Source organism: Bacillus sp. AFS077874, from assembly GCF_002566505.1.
Taxonomy (GTDB): Bacteria; Bacillota; Bacilli; order Bacillales; family Bacillaceae_G; genus Gottfriedia.
Map to the genome: position 1 here is coordinate 1 of NZ_NUYF01000030.1, position 18,168 is coordinate 18,168.

The 18,168-nt window shown below is 33.9% G+C and carries 20 protein-coding genes, 1 pseudogene and 1 riboswitch; of the genes and pseudogenes, 3 read left to right on the forward strand and 18 right to left on the reverse strand.

Features of this window, described 5'->3' with window-relative positions:
- Window positions 1-41: 41 nt before the first annotated feature.
- From COJ46_RS24785 to COJ46_RS19245, 3 genes are all read right to left on the reverse strand, one after another.
- Window positions 42-278 carry a hypothetical protein gene (locus tag COJ46_RS24785; RefSeq protein WP_097979009.1) on the reverse strand — a complete coding sequence of 79 codons (237 nt, stop codon included), beginning with the start codon at window positions 276-278 and terminating at the stop codon, window positions 42-44.
- A 326-nt stretch (window positions 279-604) separates the two neighbouring features.
- A complete protein-coding gene (locus COJ46_RS19240; RefSeq protein ID WP_097978316.1) occupies window positions 605-2,509 on the reverse strand; it encodes an APC family permease in 1,905 nt (634 codons plus the stop codon).
- A gap of 77 nt (window positions 2,510-2,586) precedes the next feature.
- Window positions 2,587-2,719, reverse strand: a riboswitch (cyclic di-AMP (ydaO/yuaA leader).
- A gap of 343 nt (window positions 2,720-3,062) precedes the next feature.
- The gene (locus tag COJ46_RS19245) at window positions 3,063-4,292 is read right to left on the reverse strand and encodes a serine hydrolase domain-containing protein (protein WP_097979064.1); all 1,230 of its coding nucleotides are present in this window, start codon (window positions 4,290-4,292) and stop codon (window positions 3,063-3,065) included.
- Window positions 4,293-5,024: 732 nt separating this feature from the next.
- Between COJ46_RS19245 and COJ46_RS19250 the strand changes: the two genes are divergently transcribed.
- On the forward strand, window positions 5,025-5,522 hold the full coding sequence (locus tag COJ46_RS19250) for a DinB family protein (protein ID WP_097979063.1): 498 nt from the start codon (window positions 5,025-5,027) through the stop codon (window positions 5,520-5,522).
- Between the two features lie 226 nt (window positions 5,523-5,748).
- Here COJ46_RS19250 and COJ46_RS19255 read toward each other — a convergent pair whose 3' ends face one another.
- From COJ46_RS19255 to COJ46_RS24620, 12 genes are all read right to left on the reverse strand, one after another.
- Entirely contained in the window at window positions 5,749-5,982 is a 234-nt protein-coding gene (locus tag COJ46_RS19255) for a DUF3953 domain-containing protein (RefSeq protein WP_097979062.1), read from the reverse strand.
- Window positions 5,983-6,237: 255 nt separating this feature from the next.
- Window positions 6,238-6,876, reverse strand: a complete 639-nt coding sequence (locus tag COJ46_RS19260; protein ID WP_286145525.1) for a restriction endonuclease — start codon at window positions 6,874-6,876, stop codon at window positions 6,238-6,240.
- A gap of 118 nt (window positions 6,877-6,994) precedes the next feature.
- The gene (locus tag COJ46_RS19265) at window positions 6,995-7,489 is read right to left on the reverse strand and encodes a hypothetical protein (RefSeq protein ID WP_097979061.1); all 495 of its coding nucleotides are present in this window, start codon (window positions 7,487-7,489) and stop codon (window positions 6,995-6,997) included.
- 286 nt (window positions 7,490-7,775) lie between these two features.
- Entirely contained in the window at window positions 7,776-8,084 is a 309-nt protein-coding gene (locus COJ46_RS19270) for a hypothetical protein (RefSeq protein ID WP_097979060.1), read from the reverse strand.
- A gap of 233 nt (window positions 8,085-8,317) precedes the next feature.
- A complete protein-coding gene (locus tag COJ46_RS19275; RefSeq protein ID WP_335447204.1) occupies window positions 8,318-8,647 on the reverse strand; it encodes a barstar family protein in 330 nt (109 codons plus the stop codon).
- 115 nt (window positions 8,648-8,762) lie between these two features.
- Entirely contained in the window at window positions 8,763-9,617 is an 855-nt protein-coding gene (locus COJ46_RS19280) for a permease prefix domain 1-containing protein (protein ID WP_097979058.1), read from the reverse strand.
- Window positions 9,614-9,955 (reverse strand): PadR family transcriptional regulator, encoded by a 342-nt coding sequence (locus COJ46_RS19285; RefSeq protein ID WP_097979065.1) that lies wholly within the window; start codon window positions 9,953-9,955, stop codon window positions 9,614-9,616. Before COJ46_RS19285 ends, COJ46_RS19280 begins: the two co-directional genes overlap by 4 nt.
- Window positions 9,956-10,191: 236 nt before the next feature.
- Window positions 10,192-10,485, reverse strand: coding sequence for a hypothetical protein (locus tag COJ46_RS19290; RefSeq protein ID WP_098566201.1), 294 nt, complete (start codon window positions 10,483-10,485; stop codon window positions 10,192-10,194).
- A gap of 540 nt (window positions 10,486-11,025) precedes the next feature.
- Window positions 11,026-11,439: a hypothetical protein gene (locus COJ46_RS19300; protein WP_097974758.1), complete on the reverse strand. Its 414-nt coding sequence runs from the start codon at window positions 11,437-11,439 to the stop codon at window positions 11,026-11,028.
- Between the two features lie 316 nt (window positions 11,440-11,755).
- A complete protein-coding gene (locus COJ46_RS19305; protein WP_097974756.1) occupies window positions 11,756-12,157 on the reverse strand; it encodes a VOC family protein in 402 nt (133 codons plus the stop codon).
- 187 nt (window positions 12,158-12,344) lie between these two features.
- A complete protein-coding gene (locus COJ46_RS19310) occupies window positions 12,345-13,247 on the reverse strand; it encodes a DMT family transporter (RefSeq protein WP_056471539.1) in 903 nt (300 codons plus the stop codon).
- Between the two features lie 286 nt (window positions 13,248-13,533).
- Window positions 13,534-13,707: a hypothetical protein gene (locus COJ46_RS24620; protein ID WP_176522477.1), complete on the reverse strand. Its 174-nt coding sequence runs from the start codon at window positions 13,705-13,707 to the stop codon at window positions 13,534-13,536.
- 477 nt (window positions 13,708-14,184) lie between these two features.
- On the opposite strand from COJ46_RS24620, the gene COJ46_RS19320 reads away from it, so the two are divergent.
- Both COJ46_RS19320 and COJ46_RS19325 read left to right on the forward strand, forming a co-directional pair.
- On the forward strand, window positions 14,185-14,535 hold the full coding sequence (locus COJ46_RS19320; RefSeq protein ID WP_097974752.1) for an S-Ena type endospore appendage: 351 nt from the start codon (window positions 14,185-14,187) through the stop codon (window positions 14,533-14,535).
- Window positions 14,536-14,677: 142 nt separating this feature from the next.
- Complete coding sequence (locus COJ46_RS19325) at window positions 14,678-15,148, forward strand: S-Ena type endospore appendage (RefSeq protein ID WP_097974750.1); 471 nt, start codon at window positions 14,678-14,680, stop codon at window positions 15,146-15,148.
- 242 nt (window positions 15,149-15,390) lie between these two features.
- Here COJ46_RS19325 and COJ46_RS19330 read toward each other — a convergent pair.
- From COJ46_RS19330 to bluB, 3 genes and pseudogenes are all read right to left on the reverse strand, one after another.
- Window positions 15,391-16,543, reverse strand: a pseudogene (locus COJ46_RS19330) (exosporium leader peptide).
- Window positions 16,544-16,682: 139 nt separating this feature from the next.
- Window positions 16,683-17,117 carry a hypothetical protein gene (locus tag COJ46_RS19335; protein ID WP_286133482.1) on the reverse strand — a complete coding sequence of 145 codons (435 nt, stop codon included), beginning with the start codon at window positions 17,115-17,117 and terminating at the stop codon, window positions 16,683-16,685.
- A 168-nt stretch (window positions 17,118-17,285) separates the two neighbouring features.
- Window positions 17,286-17,927 (reverse strand): 5,6-dimethylbenzimidazole synthase, encoded by a 642-nt coding sequence (bluB, locus tag COJ46_RS19340; RefSeq protein WP_097974747.1) that lies wholly within the window; start codon window positions 17,925-17,927, stop codon window positions 17,286-17,288.
- Between the last annotated feature and the right edge of the window lie 241 nt (window positions 17,928-18,168).

The following is an 18,168-nucleotide window of genomic DNA, read 5'->3' on the forward strand; positions in this document are numbered from 1 at the left end:
GTTGTTCAACAAACGCATGCTTTAGTTGTATAAACAATCCGTTACGCATAAATAAAATAACAGATACAAAATATGCATAAACCCAATGAAAGTAGCATCATAAACAGCTTTTTTATATACCACGGAAATAAATCAATAATAAATAATAATATATCTCCTATAACATCTGAAGTGCCTACATCAATGCTTTCATTTTGATTAAACTCTTTATTTTTAAATGAAAAAAATATCAAACCAAAAAATGAAAAAACAGCTAAAATATACATAAAAATAGTCATATTGACTCCTCTATGATTCCCTCTTTTTCACATTATTTTATCATATCTTATACAACTAAACTGCCATTATGTTGAATAAGAATAGAACATTTCAATTTAAAAAAGAGACCTATGCGTTTTTTCGAATAAGTCTCTTTTTCATTCCGGAAGTTTATGAGAATTTTTCCGGTTAATTTTGAAAAATCACAGTATAATTCTAATTATTTTTAAGTTATTTTTATAATAAATAAGTTTATCTTTACGCTGTCATCTACTTTTAACTTTGTTTAGATTAAACTTCCTCAATATAAAAAAGCATGAAATTCAATAATTTCATGCTTTTTTATTTATTTTCTTAAGTGATACGGAACAGTTGTTATTACTACATCTTTATGTCTAATTAACCATAAGCGAAGTAATAGCGCTGTTTGATTGTGTAATAAATTATGCCACCATTTTTTAGGGATAAATTGCGGGATGACAACTTGAATATGACTATTTTCTTCTTTTTCTTCAACCTCTTTAATGAATCTTGAAAGAGGCTCTAGAACTGATCTATATTGGCTGTTTAGAACAACCAATCGACAAGGCGCACCCCATTCTTTCCATTTTTCTTCCATTTTTTGTATGGATTCATCATCAAAACCTACATATACAGCAATAAGGTCATTCGAAATACCTTTTCCGAATGATAATGTATTATGAACGACACGATGTGTACCAGAAACTAAAACAACCGTAATGACTTTATTTGCTACTGGTTTATAAGAGCTTAAATCGATACGTAATTCATCAGCCACGTTTTGATAATGATTGTATATTGCGACAGAAAAGAAAATGATTGCAGGAATTACAACTAGTACAACCCAAGCTCCGTCTGCAAATTTTGTTACTGCAAATATAACCGTAACAACAGATGTTACAATTAAACCGACTGTATTAATTGCTAATTTCACTTGCCAATTTGGCCCTTTTACACGTTTCCATCGTTTTGTTAAACCTAACTGTGCAATGGTAAATGATAGGAATACACCAATTGCATATAAAGGTATTAGAGCATTCGTATGTGCTTGGAAGGCTATAATTAATATACTTGCTGCTGCTGCAAGTGCGATAATACCATTTGAATACCCTAATCGATCTCCACGATTCGATAGTCCTCTAGGTAAAAAACCATCAGCTGCTACAATTGCTGCTAACTGCGAAAAGCCTGTAAATGTTGAATTGGCTGCTAAAATTAAAATAATAAAAGTAAACCAAATAATTACTTGATAAATAATGCCATGACCAAAATAAACTTGTATCAATTGAGATAACATCGTATCATGCGGATCTGGTGTTATACCATTCACATATAAATGATATGCAAATCCCAATAAAGTAATAGAAGTAATAACTCCAAGTGCAATATATGTTTTAATAGCACTCTTTTGTCTTGGTTCTCTAAATATTGGAACTGCATTTGATATTGTTTCAATTCCCGTTAATGCAGAACAAGCCGAGCTAAATGCTTTTAAAACAAGCAAAATACTTAATCCTTCTGGAACTGTACCAAATGTAGGAGTATGATCCTGAACAAAGCCATGTTGGAATTCATCGAAAAATCCAGTGAAAATTAAAAGTAACATACAAAGCATAAATCCAAATGTCGGCCAAGCGAAAATTTTAGCCGATTCTGCAACACCTCGAAGATTAACAACTAATAAAATAAATACACAAAAAATAGCTAAAACCGTTTCATAAGGTGTAATAGCTGGATACGCCGATGATACTGCCTCAAGTGCAGCAGAAACCGATACTGCTACAGTTAAAATATAGTCTACTAAAAGTGAACTTGATGCGACTAGTGATACCCATCTTTGCTTGAAGTTATCTTTAGCAATCGCATAAGCTCCTCCACCACTTGGATAAGCTAAAATTCCCATAATATATGAAAGAATTAGTATACCTAAAAGAATAATTGTGGCGATTGTAATCGGAATAATATACCAACTTGCTTCCTTGCCAAGTCCAATTAACTCTGTAATTCCTGCTTCAGGACCATATGAAACAGATGAGTAAAGATCTGCAGCAAGAATTGGCAGTGCAATAAACCAAAGTAACTTATTATGTTGTGCATGAATCTCAGCTGTCCTCATGGGCCTTCCAATAAAGATTCGCTTTACACTGCTAAAATTTGTGACTGAAAACCATATTGCAAGAATTGCTAAAATAAACAATATGAGTTCCATATAATCTGATGGATGATGCATGTTTTTCTCTCCTTTCATAAAAAAACGCACAAAAAAACACTAAGCTTTACTTAGTGTTTGTAAAAAATACTAAAGTAAACCCCTTCTTTAAATGCTTACGAGGTTAGCTGTCGGATTCGGGACTAAAGAATATCCCTACCTTTACAAAAAGGACTCACCCCAATAAAGAAATGGTTCCCCCGCTCTTTTCAGATTAAGCAACTTAGGTTTTATTAGAACATCTATTTAATTTACAAATGTAAATATATAACCAATGGATAAGAATGTAAAGATAAATATTTGTAATTTATTTTCCCATGTATGTCCATCGTTCTTGAACTATCGCATGCGTTAGTTGAACAAGAACTAGCCTATTTTTACATGAAATCTTAGGTCAATCTAGTTTACATAATGAAACTTATCGGTAGTTCTCTGGTCTCGTATGTAAAAAAGACCATCCAAGGGATGGTCCAGACATCATTTATCTTTTCAAGATACCCTACTGATACATTTTTGTTCTTTAACATTGCAAATTCGCATTCCCAGGACGATACCCCTTCAAACAATATCGGTTTCAGTCTTCGATTTCTTGGTAGACCGTGGTCCAGAAGTCTTGGATAAGATGCGATGAGTCCGGAGTGGACATCCCAACCTGGGTGAACAGAATTCCAGTAAGCTGTTTATCTGGATCAGCGTAAGCGGAAGTACCTGTTCCGCCATCCCAGCCGAACTGACCAATGGACGCATAGTCTCCAAGATAGGTACGCACCGCCATCCCAAAGCCCCAGCCGCCTTGTATCCCTTGTCCAAACGATAAATGGACGTTGTTTTTGGCCAAATGGTCTCGGTATACTTGTTGTTCAGGAGTGAGACGGTTGGTGGTCATCAGCTGGACTGCAGGTCGGGACAGAATCCGTTTGGTTCCATGTATCCCTTTGTTCAACAACATCTGCAAATACGCGTGATAATCGTCGACGGTTGCGAGCAGCCCACCGCCGCCTGCTTGGAATGCTGGAGGTTTGCTGTAGCGTCCACCTGCACCCTCATCCCATACGATGAACTCACCTGTCTGCGGATCGGGGTTGAAGGCAGGTGGAAGCCGGTCAATCTTGCGCTCAGGCACGTAGAAGCCGGTGTCCTTCATCCCCAGTGGATCGAGGATGCGTTCGCGCAGGAACGACTCGAATGTCTGACCAGTGACCCTGGCAACAAGCACGCCGAGCACTTCGATACTAATATGATACTGCCATCGCTCTCCGGGCTGATAGCTTAGCGGAAGTGCACCTAGGCGACGCATAAACTCATCTGGATCGGGCATATCCTGCCCTGGCATGTCGAATATTCCACTCTCGAAGAACGCGGTCATGATTGGAGAACTTATCAATGTGAGATCCACTCCGAGCCCGAATGTGGAGGTCAACAGGTCTCGTATAGTGATAGGACGCCGTGCTGGGACGGTCTCGTCCAGCGGACCATCGGGCCGTTTCAACACCTTCCGGTCGGCGAGTTCGGGCAGCCATTTGTCTATTGGTTCGTCCAAATGCAGTTTGCACTCGTCAAGTAGAACCATTACCGGCGAAACTGCGATCGGCTTGCTAGTGGATGCCAATCGAAAGATTGTGTCCCGACGCATTGGTGCACTACCATCATGCCTCATTGTTCCAAGCGCTTCGACGTGCGTCTCGCCGTTTCGGCTGACTAAGGCGACGAGTCCAGGAATCTTTCCGGAATCGACATGCTGCTCCAGTACTTTTCGTATTTTGCGCAATCCTGTTTCGGAAAAGCCTTTGTTGTTTTTTCCCATTTTGTTCTCCTTTAGTTTAGATTAAGATTTCTACTATATATTGGCATACAATTATTAAATTATTAGTTCCTCATATAGAAAAATTATCCTTTTTAATATTTTCGACAAAATGTATTTATGTATATCCCATACAGTTTTAGTTAACATAATCAATCTTAACGGAAGTATACAAAAAGCCAATCCCTTGGCGTAGAAGGGATTGGCTTTTATCTTTTTTCTCACGATATACAGGCTTTTATACATCGTTGATATTCCAAGGGGTTTGGAAGGTTTCGTACTCCTATTCTTCTACTTTTTTCGTATAAAATCCTACATATAAATTAATCTTTTTTGTATATTTAGAAAAATGCTCTTCTTATGGGGTACTATTATGCTTTTTGAGTTAAAAGCCATTCTTAAAGAAGCAGTCCAAACTTGTTAAACTATCGCATGCGTTAGTTGAACAACTTGATCGACTGTTTAGCCGATTTTTTTATGCACTATTTGGCAGAATAGTTGAAGAAGGGGTAAAGGCTTTTAATCATTCATTTATCTATTGACTTAGAGTTTACTCTAATCAGTATAATTAAAATAAATGAAGATGTACTGTAATCAGCTAAAGATTGGGTGCTTTATCATCATATGATTTAGATGGAAAATTCGATTTGTCTAATATGAACAGTGATTTTTTCGATAAAAGAAAGTAAAAAGAACAATAAATTCATTAGAATAAAAATGTTGGGAGTCGGTTTTATGGAGCAATCAAATAAAGCGTTTAGTGATACATTAATAAAATCATTAAGAGGAGAACGAGGTCATCTTCCTATCAAGAATGCTTTGTTGGATATAAACATGGATCTTGCGGGGAAAAGATTAGAAGAGCTACCTTATACTATTTATCAATTAGTCAAACACATGACATACTGGCAAGAATTTCTCTTATTATTCGCACTAGGAGAGAAGCCAGAATTACCTTCCGATGTAAAAGAAAGCTGGCCTGTTGAAGAGGGGCCAAGTAATGAGGAAGAGTGGAAACAGGTTATTCAACATTTTCTTCAAGGGATAGAACAGGCATGTACGATTGCCCAAACTGTTCAATTGGATAAATCATTGGAGAAATGGCCAGGCGAATCACCAGGTGGTGTACTACGCAATATTGCATCTCACAACTCCTATCATTTAGGTGAAATCGTAATAATACGCAGATTATTTAGCGCTTGGCCACCACCAACTGGAGGATATCCAGCCTAAACTTTGGATCAATAGTTATTTCATAACACATGGGAGCCAATGAGGCTCCTATTTTCCATGTTTGCGCTTTGTTGAACTGCTTCTATGGCTGGGTGAGGAAGGTCGCTTCAACATGGTGCCATTAGAACCCATCATTTAGTCTGACTCCAACAATCACGATGCATCTCAGACTGTCGCACCCTTGCGAGTCACCGAAGTAACTCTTGATATTCAACTAAAGCATGCGTTAGTTCAATAAGAATCCTTGTATTGATACAAGAAAAATAAACAAAGATACTATTAAATAACTATATCCATTTTTTTTTCGTTTTAGTTGAAATTCAGATATACTTGCCAACAATAACGTTACTCCTAAGAAAAAAAGCATATAAGGCATCAATGCTGACTTATGAGTTATTAAGTCATAGATAGACAAAATTACGACTACCGATGCAAATATTAATCTTAAAATTCTTAACATTCGAAGTTCCTCCGTACTATTTATTTAGTAGTAATTAGAAAATCATACCTAAATAATGGTTATTTGTAACTTGGGGGAATTTCGCCTTTTTTCACAAAAAATAAATCATTCTAATTCAACTAATCTGCCATTAGTGCAATAAAAAAGACCGCCGAAGCAGTCAACGTTGTTCAACTAAAGCATTCTTTAGTTGAATGGAGATATGTGTTATTTTAATATTTCGAGCGAATAACCTTATTCTTAAACTGGTAATTCTTATAATATTTGCAATGATTGTAAAGACAGTTCAATAAGTTGTTCCCTATCAATAAGTTTGACTTCATTTACCTTAGCTAACTCTTGAGCAGATTTAGTAAAGTAACTATTTGTTACAACCCACGCATCATTTGCACCATAAAAATTCTTAGCAGTAAATATTTCTTGAACTGCTGAATTTCCTACATTATATGAATATCTCTTAGCTTGGACAACTATTACATTCCCATTCTTTCTTAAAATCAAATCTGCACCTTGGTCACCACTGGTTTTTGTAACTTCTGTATCATACCCCAATGCTATAAATAAACTTCCAAGGTATTCTTCAAATTTATCACCATCCATTTTATCAATTTCATTAATATTAGAGTTTCTTAACTTTTCATCTATTTTAGATTGAGTTTTTTTTCTATATACTTTGTGAGCAATGAATATTATAACTGCACCGATTAGAACATACATAAACAAACTAATTAATTGTAATATAAAACCTTGAAATGTTGGGTCATTTAAAAGATATACAATAAGAAACAGAATAACCAAAGTTAGTTTTAATTTATTCTTTTTTTTATTATTTCTTCGCACTCTTTTTCTCTTGGAACTTTTCTTTTGAGTATTTATGTTTATTTTAATTACCATTTTTCACCTTCATTAACCTTAATAGTTCCCTTACTTTTACTTTTTAGAATGTTGATTGATCAATTAGCTCCTAATCGTTGTTCAACTAATGCATCAGTTAGTTGCATAAGAATTAATTTTATAAATATCCAATTTCATCTAAGGCATTTAAATAGTTTATGAATTTGACGTTATCTAATTGCTGGTTCTCCATCTCTATTCCTATAAAAGCTACTAATTCTTTTTGTATATATTTAGACATACCCCCTTGTAACGTATAACCACTAATTCGTTTACCGTCTTTACTTTCTAAAATAATATTAATTATTTTTTGATCCTTTAATTTAAATTCTTTATCTGGATATGTATTTAATAAAAATTCATAAAACTCTTGTTGTGATTCCTTTTCTTCATCACTATATAAATTATTTAAAACAGTTTCATCATCGATCTGATAACACTTGATTATATTTGGGAAATCTACATATGGATCTTCTTTTAATTCTAAGAAATCTTCTTTTACTAATTCTTTAATTTTATATTTTTCTTTATAAATTCGGTCAATGTCATCAATTAAAAAATAATTTGGTATTTTTTTAGACAGAAATTTTGCGTATAGTTCTTCAATTTGCAATTCTTTTTCCTCCTTACTCATCTCTTTTCCTAAAAGTATATCACTCCTTATTAAACTAATCTGTCATTTAGTGCAATAAAAAAGACTACCGAAGTAGTCGTTTCTTGTTTAACTAAAGCATGCGTTAGTTACATAAGGTAAAAATTTGTTGTAGGTAAATGAGGTCAATTGTAGTTCATAAATAGGATAGAAATAACAGATATTATATCTGTTTTTCTATCCTTCGTTTTTTGTCATATTTTCAATAAAATATTTTCCTATCCTTTTTTCAAAGTTTTTAGTTTTACTAAAATCCTTCATCTTGAGATGAAAAAGGTATATGAAGTCTTTGCTCAACCACACGAAGTCGCTGATTTAATCTATTTAAGCGTCTAGTGTGACGTTCTGAAGTTTGTTGAAGTTGATTTACTTCCCTATTTAGCTGATTTACTCGTCTTTCTAACTCATTTATACGTCTTGTAAAAGATTGAAATTGTTGAAATTGTCCTTGCTGTCTTTCTACGTCATACTCATCATGATAGGTTGGTTGATAATATTGATGTTGTAAGTATGAAGATTGAGGTGGATAAGAGTGATAATAACCATAGTAATACATAATATCTCGCTCCTTCTTTTTATGATAACAAGATAAAATATGTAGGCAAATGAAGGATAGAAACGGCTCTAGCCTAATTTACTTAATGAAAATTTAATGTTATGAAGTGAAGTTAAAAAAAGGAATTAATTGAATAAGCTGATTATATCATCTCTTATGCAACTAATCTGCCATTATGTTGAATAAAAAAACGACCGCCGAAGCAGCCGATTGTTATTGAACTAACGCATCATTTAGTTGAACAAGAATTCACATTTCCAACTTGGAAATTCCTGATTATGCTCTATTAGATATTCTTTCATTATCTTCGAATCTTCAGGTAAGCTTTTCTCTAATTCTGACCACCCAATAAATTCTATTTTGTTAGGTAACTCAACCAAACTTGTGATGGTTTCCCAAAAAGAGTCCCAATTTTCACCATAAAAATTTGGAAACTGTAATTTTACTTTCAATAATAAATGTAATTCTTTACTAGTTTTTATTTTTGAAACATCGATAATTACTTTTGATGTTTTAGTAAATGTATCTTCTCTATTTAGTAAATGATATAGTGCAAAAAGCAACACAAAAAAGTAAATATTTGCCATTGTTACTTTCCCCTTACAATTAATTTTTAAAATCTCCTTAGCTTCCTAATTGCACTGCGTTAGTTCAATAAAAAGTAATGAATAATACTCCTCAGATAAGTCCCTGTTTTGGTCGATACCACTTCGGAATAAATAGATAAGCTATATATCCTAACACGTTAAATATAGCAAATACAATTATCCAGCCTGTGTTTAATCGTTTATGATGATACGCATTGATCGTTGCCCAAATCGTGAATAAGGTTGCATAAATTGCAAAACCGATCAATGAAACAAAAGGTATATAAGCAAAAATCAAATCAGATTTCATTTCCACATACCATTCATTGTTATTATTTAACTCATAACTTAAGTCGATTAGCCTCCAGTTTTGGTTCGATACTCTATTTTCATATTGATAAGCTGGTGATGCTTCTTTTATGTGATAAGAAGTAGAGCCATTTTCGGAAACTCTTTTCACATCAGACATTTTATATACTTGAAGATTTAAAATTTGATTTTTATCTTTTAATAAGTCATCAATTTCTTCTTTTGCCTCTTTAGAAATCGCTTCTTTACCTTCCAAAATGCCAGCTGTTTTTTCTGTACCGATTATGCTTTCAGCAACAGCAAGATTTTCTTTCATATTCGCTTCATCCATTGCCCACAATACCCCACAAACAATAGAAGTAAGGACAAAAATTGATAACGCTATGTGTAGCACACGTTTAGCAAATATTTTTTGTACTTGAAACAATTGACTCACTATTGAACGCATTTCTTTTTCTCCACCAAAACGCTCAATAGCAAGTTCAATGGCTTCTTGTTCGGACTTTCCTTCTGATTTCAATTCGTGAACAGCTTCTAATAAATGACCTTTCATCTCTGCTTTCAACTCTTGGACTTCCTTCAGGTTTTCTCCAACATTTAGATAAACTGAATCGACAAATGCGTCAATTTGTTTCATTTTGAATCGCTCCCTTCTACAAATGAATCAATAATTCTTTTAACAAAGATCCATTCTTTACGTTTTAGTTCAAAATTCTCTTTACCTAATTCTGTAAGACTATAATACTTTCGTCTCCCGCCAGGCCCTTGTTCGTCTCCCCAGTAAGAAGAAATCCAATCAATTTTTTCTAAACGCTTTAATGAAAGATAAAGAGTACCTTCCTTCAATTCAAATTGTTCATCACTTTTTTCACGAACATACTTCGCCAATTCATATCCATACATTTCCTTCTTGTGTAATAGCGAAAGTATGATTGTATCAATGTGGCCTTTTAAAACCTCTTTGTTGATATCCAGTTTTCTCACCTCATAACCTTTATATTTTTATTACTTTGTTATACAAGGTATTCAATAATATTAAATATTATCCTCCTAAAAAAAATCGACAAAGAAAAAAAAGAACGATTATCTACTAAATAATCGTTCTTAAAACATTTTTCTTATTAAACTAAACTGCCATTTTATTGAATAAAAAAATCGACTAAACAGCCGATCTTGTTGTTGAACTAATGCATGCGTTAGTTGCATTAGAGTTATTTATGTATTTGTGATATGGAAAAGGTTTGTACTGCTTCTATTATTACAATTACCGATAAGACAAATAAGGTAATTGACAAAATTTTCTTTTTTAAAATATATTGCTCTATCCCCGATAAAAACATATATAACGCAAAAGTTATTTCTATAAGTCCAGAATAGAAAAACTTAACGGGAGGATATGATTTTAAAGAAAAAATAAAAAATACTGTGACTGGAAATCCCAATATCATTTGAGTAATTTTGATAGGCTTTATCCTGTTTTTGAAAAAACGTTCGCTAAATGTCATTAAACGCAATCCCTCCTTTCTGAACAAAAAATATGTCTATGCAGTCAATCATATTGTGTACTAATGCATTTTCGTTACTTGCATATCAAAAAAATGAAGACAAAGATAAAAGTAATAAGATGATGCCTGAGCATAATGAAATGTAACCTAAAAGTTTTGGTTTTACAAACTTTATAGTATTGAAACTTCCAATAATAATTGACAGTGAAATTAATGGCAAAAACATTGGATTTTTAGTATTCGTAACTAGGCTAATTATGTACATCACCAATATAAATATAGCAAGTAATAGATTAGCATATGCTAATGTTTTTCTTGATACCAAAACCCTCTCCCCCTAATAGCCGATTACTACTTCCTTTAATTATACCAATACAGTAAGTAATTTTGATTTGGGGGAATTTCACCTTTTCTCATAGAATTTTAGACAATCCTTATGGAACTAAACTGCCATTTTGTTGAATAAAAAAACGAGCTGCTAGCAACTCGTGATCTTCAACTAAAGCAGTGCGTTAGTTGCACAAGAAGAACTAATATATCTTACTTTTTCGATTTTAATATTATCGTTTCTTCTTTATTATCACCAAGTACTAAGCTTATCTTTGCTGTTTCATTTGACCGAGCATCTCTTATGCTATTGGTCCTGATTTCTATCTTTTTAGTATCAAATATCGGTTGACTCATTGTATCTTTTAATTGAGTTGTGTTACCTGCAATGTTGAGAGTTAACTGGTATGTATGAGCATTAAATAAATCCATTCCCGATTTTTTATACTCAATTTGAAGAATATCTTTACCTGTGAGAGTTTTTTCACCGTGAATATATAGTGCAGTATATTTGACATTCCAGTTATCATTTTCTCCTGTAAGAATAACTTTTTCCGTTTTATCTTGATTGGAACAACTACTTAAAATACTTACAACAAAAATTAATGCTAACCCTAATCTCTTCATCTTCTATCTCCTAATGTTTGTTTATCTACTTATATAGAGTGGTTAAGATTAGTTACCATCTCTATTAGGGTTAATTTCTACATTAGGTCTATCATTCCTTCAATTTTAAAGTTGGGTTATTTTAGCCTTGATTTAATAGTATTAATAAGTTCATTTAAGTAAAAAGTATCTTAAATTAGTATAAATTAACACAAAAATATACGAATCCTTATGCAACTAAACTGCCATTTAGTGCAATAAAAAAGACCGACGAAGCAGTCGATCCTTGTTAAACTAATGCATGCGTTAGTTTAACAAGGAATTTTTTAAAAAAATCTTAATTTTTATCTGTTCCACCAAACCCTATACAATAGTTATCAATGTCTTTAATTGCGAATTCTTTCCAAGGACCAGCATTATAATCAATCCAAGGTTCAATTGAAATTTCTGCTCCCTTTTCCCTAAACTCTTCATACAGTTCATCAAGTGATGACCAATCTTCAACATAACAATATAAATCGAAGGCAACATTAGAGTCTTTTGCAGGTTTATTTGGCTGAACATCTTCAGGAGAATTTGCTTGTAGTAGTTTTATTCCTAAACCAGAAAATCCCTCTCTTATTACCCACCATTCTGTAACTTCACAACCTAATACTTCCTGATAAAACTCTTTTGATTTTTCTAAATTAGATACAAGCAAAACCTTTAATGAACTATGTATTAGTTTTTTAAAATTCATGTGAAATACCTATCCTTATCTTTTTATATTGAATTTCAACAAGAATTTGAAAAAACCTTTATTTAACTAAACTCCCGGTTGGCACAAAAAAGACCGACTATACAGTCGATCACGTTACTTAACTAACGCATGCGATAGTTTAATAAGCTCTGACTTTGGTAAACGACAAACGAGATTGAACAGGGTACTAATTTTGTTCAATCTCGTTTTTTAATGGGACAACTTGTTCCTTTGCAAATCTACGAGCTGCTACCACGCATAGTACAACGACGATATTAACTGCCACAAGTAACCAACCAACCTTCTCGTGCAGAATCACGGAGGCAAGCAATAGTCCAAAGAAAGGTTGGAGAAGTTGTAACTGTCCAACTGCCGCTATACCTCCCTGCGCCAGTCCTCGATACCAGAAAATAAAGCCAATGAGCATGCTGAATAAGGATACATAAGCAAGACTGAAGATCGAAGGAAGTCCGATGTCCTTCCATGATTCTGGACTAAAATAGAACGTAAGTGGGAGCATAAAGGGCAACGACAGAACGAGAGCCCAAGAAATCACCTGCCAGTTCCCTAGCCGACGTGAAAGTCGAGCACCTTCTGCATAACCGAGACCACATACAATGATTGAAGCCAGCATGAAAGCATCACCGATTGTTGATGATTCTCCACCATGAATTAGGGCAAATCCTGTCACTAAGAAGCTGCCTATAGCTGAAAAGATCCAAAAGGTTGGTCGGTGGCGTTCCCCATCCCTAAGTACGCCAAAAATTGCCGTCGAGAGTGGAAGTAGTCCAATGAAGATAATAGCATGTGCGGACGTAACATACTGAAGGGCAAATGCTGTTAGTAGAGGGAAACCTATCACAACACCAAACGCCACTACAAATAGTGGAACAAGGTCGCTCTTGACAGGTCGTTTCTGCCGAAAAATTAGAAGGAGAGCTCCTGCCAATACACCAGCTATTGCCGCGCGGCAGACTGTTAGGAACAACGGATCGAAATCAGCCACAGCCAAGCGCGTCGCAGGTAGCGATCCACTGAAGATGAGTACTCCTAGGAATCCATAAATCCATCCTTTGGTTGATTTATTCATTGCAATCACTCCAAATCATTAATAGCACTCTAATTAAGGTGACAATCGAATTAAAAAGTAAATTCTACTTTTATTCCACGCTCTCTAATTCCCATAATATGTTAATTATGACACTTAAATGATATTTCATTCAATAAGTCACGTTTGAAACTACTACTCCACAAAAAAGAACCACCTAAACAACTCATGTTGTTGAACTAACGGTTGTTTTAGTTCAATAAGATATTTATTATCTATGTGTTATAAAGTTAATAATTCTTACCAAGTTTGGGGCTCTAATCGTTTATTACGTCATGCACCAACATAAAGGATCAGTTCCACCACAATGAGGGCAACACCCTCCTGTATAAGTAATTCTAATTTGATCTGAATGAAGTACATAATAATCAGTAATAGGTTCGACGCCAGGGATCACTATCCCACCTGGAATCTCCGGTAATTTGACCTCCCGCACTGTCATGTCTGACCACTTGCCGACCCAGGAACAAATACTGCACTTTAATATCTCTTCCGAAAAGTTAGGAGCATTTTGGATGACAATAATACATTCTCTACTATTTGTATTACAATTAGGACAATCGTGTACTTTCACGAATCTCCACCTCTCATCAAATTTAAAACTTTTCAAGTACCTTCTTTTTACTATTCTTCTTAACAGACAATTAGTCCTTTTTAATAAAATAGAGGATAATCAAATGATTACCCTCTAAATGTTGTACAACTAACGCATTGCGTTAGATCAACAAGAATAATTAACCTAGTTTGATTTTATTTTGTATAAAAAAAATCTTTTCTATCTCAGATAAAAGATGTAAATAATTTATATCTTTATTAATGGGCTATTTATTGTTACAAATTAATAAATCTTTTCATTTAATAATATATGGGTTGTTTGTTGTACAAGCCTTATATTACTAAATGAAAGGAAATTGGTACTATGTGTGGTTCAAATGGCTCTTGTTGTCCTCCTGCTCAAATATTCCAAGAAAAAATTTGTGGTAATTTTAACGGGCCAACTACAGGAGTTACAGATGAAGTAGTATTTAATGCTCCTCTTGGCGATTATTTTGAAGGGACTTTTGAGCTTTTTAATTCTGCATCAAGCGTTACAAGTGTAACAGGTACAGTCAATTCTGCTGTAACACCTCCCACAGTTCCTGTAGGACCTGTACCTCCAGGTAATACTTTTGCTACTGCAGTAAAAAGTCCGACTTCTTTTGCTATACAAGTTCCAGCAGGAACAAATGGTACGTTCTGTATTACATTATACAAACGAATTTTGGCATAGAAACAGATAAAAGAAAAAGGAGTTTCTTATCATTGTAGAGGAGACTCTTTTTTATGTTAGACAAAGAGTTATTTTTGGAAACAAATGAAAGAAATTGTAATAATTTATATGGTAGTACTTTTGCTGAAATGAGGAATTATTTGTGAGAGAAGAAAAACACAAAAAATCTGATTGTGATTGTGAAAAAAAACCAATAAAAAAACCTCTGTCTCCTCCAAAACCAAAGCCAACCAGTCCAACTACTTCGCCTGTGAGAGATTGCTGTCCACCATGTGATGAAATAGAAATTATCTGCACGAAACTTTGTGGAAATCTATTCTTAGATCAAGATGTTCACTATTTGGAAATTTGGAAAAAAGAGCTGAATGTAAAGACGATTGTTACCGTTTCGGTATTCAACAGTGCCACGAGTACCACCTTCCTTAGAGTTACTGTTTATCGTTTCGGACAAAGTTCTATCGTGTTCAAAGTTCCTAGAGGAAACACACTTTCTGCAACTGTTGAAGGTGTGACTACTATTTCAGTAGCTCGCGAAGAAGATGGAGTTACCGAGGGGACATTTTGTTTGGAAATATGTTTTCCATTTTCAGATAAAACTTTCTTTTTCAACTAATCTGTTCTAGTTCAATAAAAAAAGGAGTTTCAAAATTGAATTTCCTTTTTTTATCGACTATGACACGTTTATTTAATATGTATTAAATCACTAATAGAACTATAAAACTGTTCTTCTTGCTATTGAACTTATGCAGTGCGTTAGTTTAATAAGGTTTATACTTCTTTTTAATATATTTCTTATTCTTACATTAAATTCAAACCCCTTCAGTTAGAAGCACTCATGGGGTTTATTTTACTATTTTAGACTGGAGAAATCTTCGCAGCGATCCTATCTAATGCTTCTTGTACAGTTGTAGGAGGCGGTGCTACCCAATCAAGTGGATTTGTTGGAGTATAAGCTAAACCAAATGCATCATCAACTCTAATTAAGGTTGTACCTGTTCCGACAAGAGTTACTCTAGAACGAATAGGGATCGAGTCGACTGTCGCCCTAACTCTTGTACTAACATTATTTACTCCATTAACGATTAAACTTCCTAAATTAGGAAATGGGTTGAAAATATTTTCAGTAATTGCAAAACTTGTTAGATTTAATGGATCAATTGGAAAATGGCCAGATTGAACATTTATTATAACATTACCATTGATTCCCCCACCAACTAAATTAACTTGAGTATCTGTTATTGCTTGTGAATTTATTTTAATATTTCCACCTGAAACGAAAGATGAAAACATGAACATATTAATTCCATTTTGAGTATAACCAGAAGATAACATCGAGTCTCTTATATTAACTTGATTAACAGAGGTAGATAATGCTGTAAATGTTGGAGAAGGTGTGAAGTTGACACTGACAAAAAATAATTTTCCAGAAACACTCTGCGCTGTTTGAAAGTTGAAATCGAGAGGGCCAGTTAATAATGTCAGATTTACAAACCCAGATCTCGGATCTTGTGAAAAATTCAAATCAAACCAAGACGGATCATTAATATCAAAAGGAATTTGTAATCTAGTTAATAAAGTACTAGTCCCTACTAATTGGACATTAGCTTTTAAATGAATTAAAGGTTCAATATAGGTACCAGGTCCAATAGAGATAGCATAACGTTTCGTTAAATTATTAGGATCCGGAAATGGTGCGATAGCATCTGTTATTGATGCCATTGCTGCAGTAACTGTTAAAAACGGTGCACATTCAGAACTCAGAAAACGCATCATTTCCAGCTTTGTTTACATAAACAATTCGCGTTTCGACTGGTGGTGGTTCAATGCATCCAGGTCCAGTTGCTCCTGTAGGTCCTGTTGCTCCTGCAGGTCCAGTATGACCAATTTTTCCTCTTTTACCTTTATCTCCTTCGTGACCTCTTGGTCCCTTTGGACCTCTTAAACCAGCTGGTCCTGTTGGCCCAGTCGGTCCTATTTCTTTAAATGGTAAGATTGACAAAAATTGCACCTCTTTCTATAGATTCTTGTACAATCTATCATATGAAATGAGGAATGGTTGGTTCTGTTTATAAAAAAAATGTGTATAAAAATAGTTATAAACATAAAATTCAAATATTCACTAACGCATTAGTTAGTTGAACAACATTTTATGATTGATTATAGGAATTTAAATCTAAGCAACCGTCATATGTGCTTCTAAATTTTATAGTGAAATCATCATCTTTACTAAGTAGCAAAATATATGAAGAGTCCCAAAATACTAATTCAACGGTAGCCTTAGGATGTTGAATTTTTGGATTTTCTACCCAAAAATTGGGGTTTCCGTCTGCAAATGGTTCTTCTTTTATATCCTCTAAACTAATTTTTTCGTTTTTATCGAAAGCTGAAAGGACACCCCATATTAAATAAAATCCTTCTTCATCAGCAAGTTTTTTTAAGTTTTCACCAGTTATCCAGAATTTATTTTGACTGTAGTCTTCAAAGTACTCAAGGTATTCATCAGGTTCAGACCACTCTAAATCAGTTAGAAGCCAATTAAAATTTTTTTCGAGTCCATCGAATGAGTTTAATATTTCTTCCAACGTTAAAAACTCCTCTAATATCGTGTTCAATTCTTCACACCTCACAACTTTTTTATTTTATTGTAGCATTTCCTTATACAACTAAACTGCCATTTTGTTGAATAAAAAAAGCCGCATATAAGCAGCTCGTGTTCTTCAACTAATGCACCCGTTTGTTGAATAAGCCGTTTAGTTTCTACCCCATTTATTTTCAAAAATGAGATGTTCTAACGAACGCCTTTTTTCCCAATTAGCTAATTCTAAAATAGGTTTTTCTGGATAGTGATTAGTGTAACCGATAGATATAAGAGCAATAGGGTCAATATGTGGTGGTATTTCTAAAATATCTCGAATATCATTTTTTTTATAAAAACTTACCCACCCCATCGCAAGTCCTTCAGCACAAGATGCTAACCACATATTTTGAATAGCACAGGCTGTTGATAAAATATCTGTTTCAGGAATTGAATTTCGCCCTAATACATGTGAACCTCCCCTTGTTGGGTCACATGTTATACAAATAGTTACAGGAGCTTCTTTTAAACCCTCAACTTTTAAATCAAGGAATTTCATTTCTTTTTCCCCTTCATAATGAATAGCTAATGCTCGTCTTTCTTTTTCTGCCGCCCAGGCTAATTTTTCTTTAATTTCGTCAGAGGAAATGATAATAAAGTTCCAAGGTTGCATAAAACCTACTGAAGGTGCATGATGAGCTGCATTTAATATTTTATGTATCTTGTTTTCTGGGATAGGAGTTGACAAAAAACTTCGAATATCTCTCCTATAATAAATAGCTTTATAAATTGCATCTCTTTCTTCATTAGAAAACATTAAATTTCTCTCCCTATCAAATAATGAAGAACATTACTCGTTCTTCCTCCTGCATGGAACTATTCTACATTTATTATTGGATTTCCTTCTTACACCATCCTGCCATTTTGTTGAATAAAAAAGAGCTGCCGAAGCAACCCATCTTGTTCAACTATTGCATGCGTTAGTTTCATAAAGGGATTTTAATATTCAACAAACATTAAAATTGAAATGGTTGTAAAAAATAATGCAAAATAAAAAA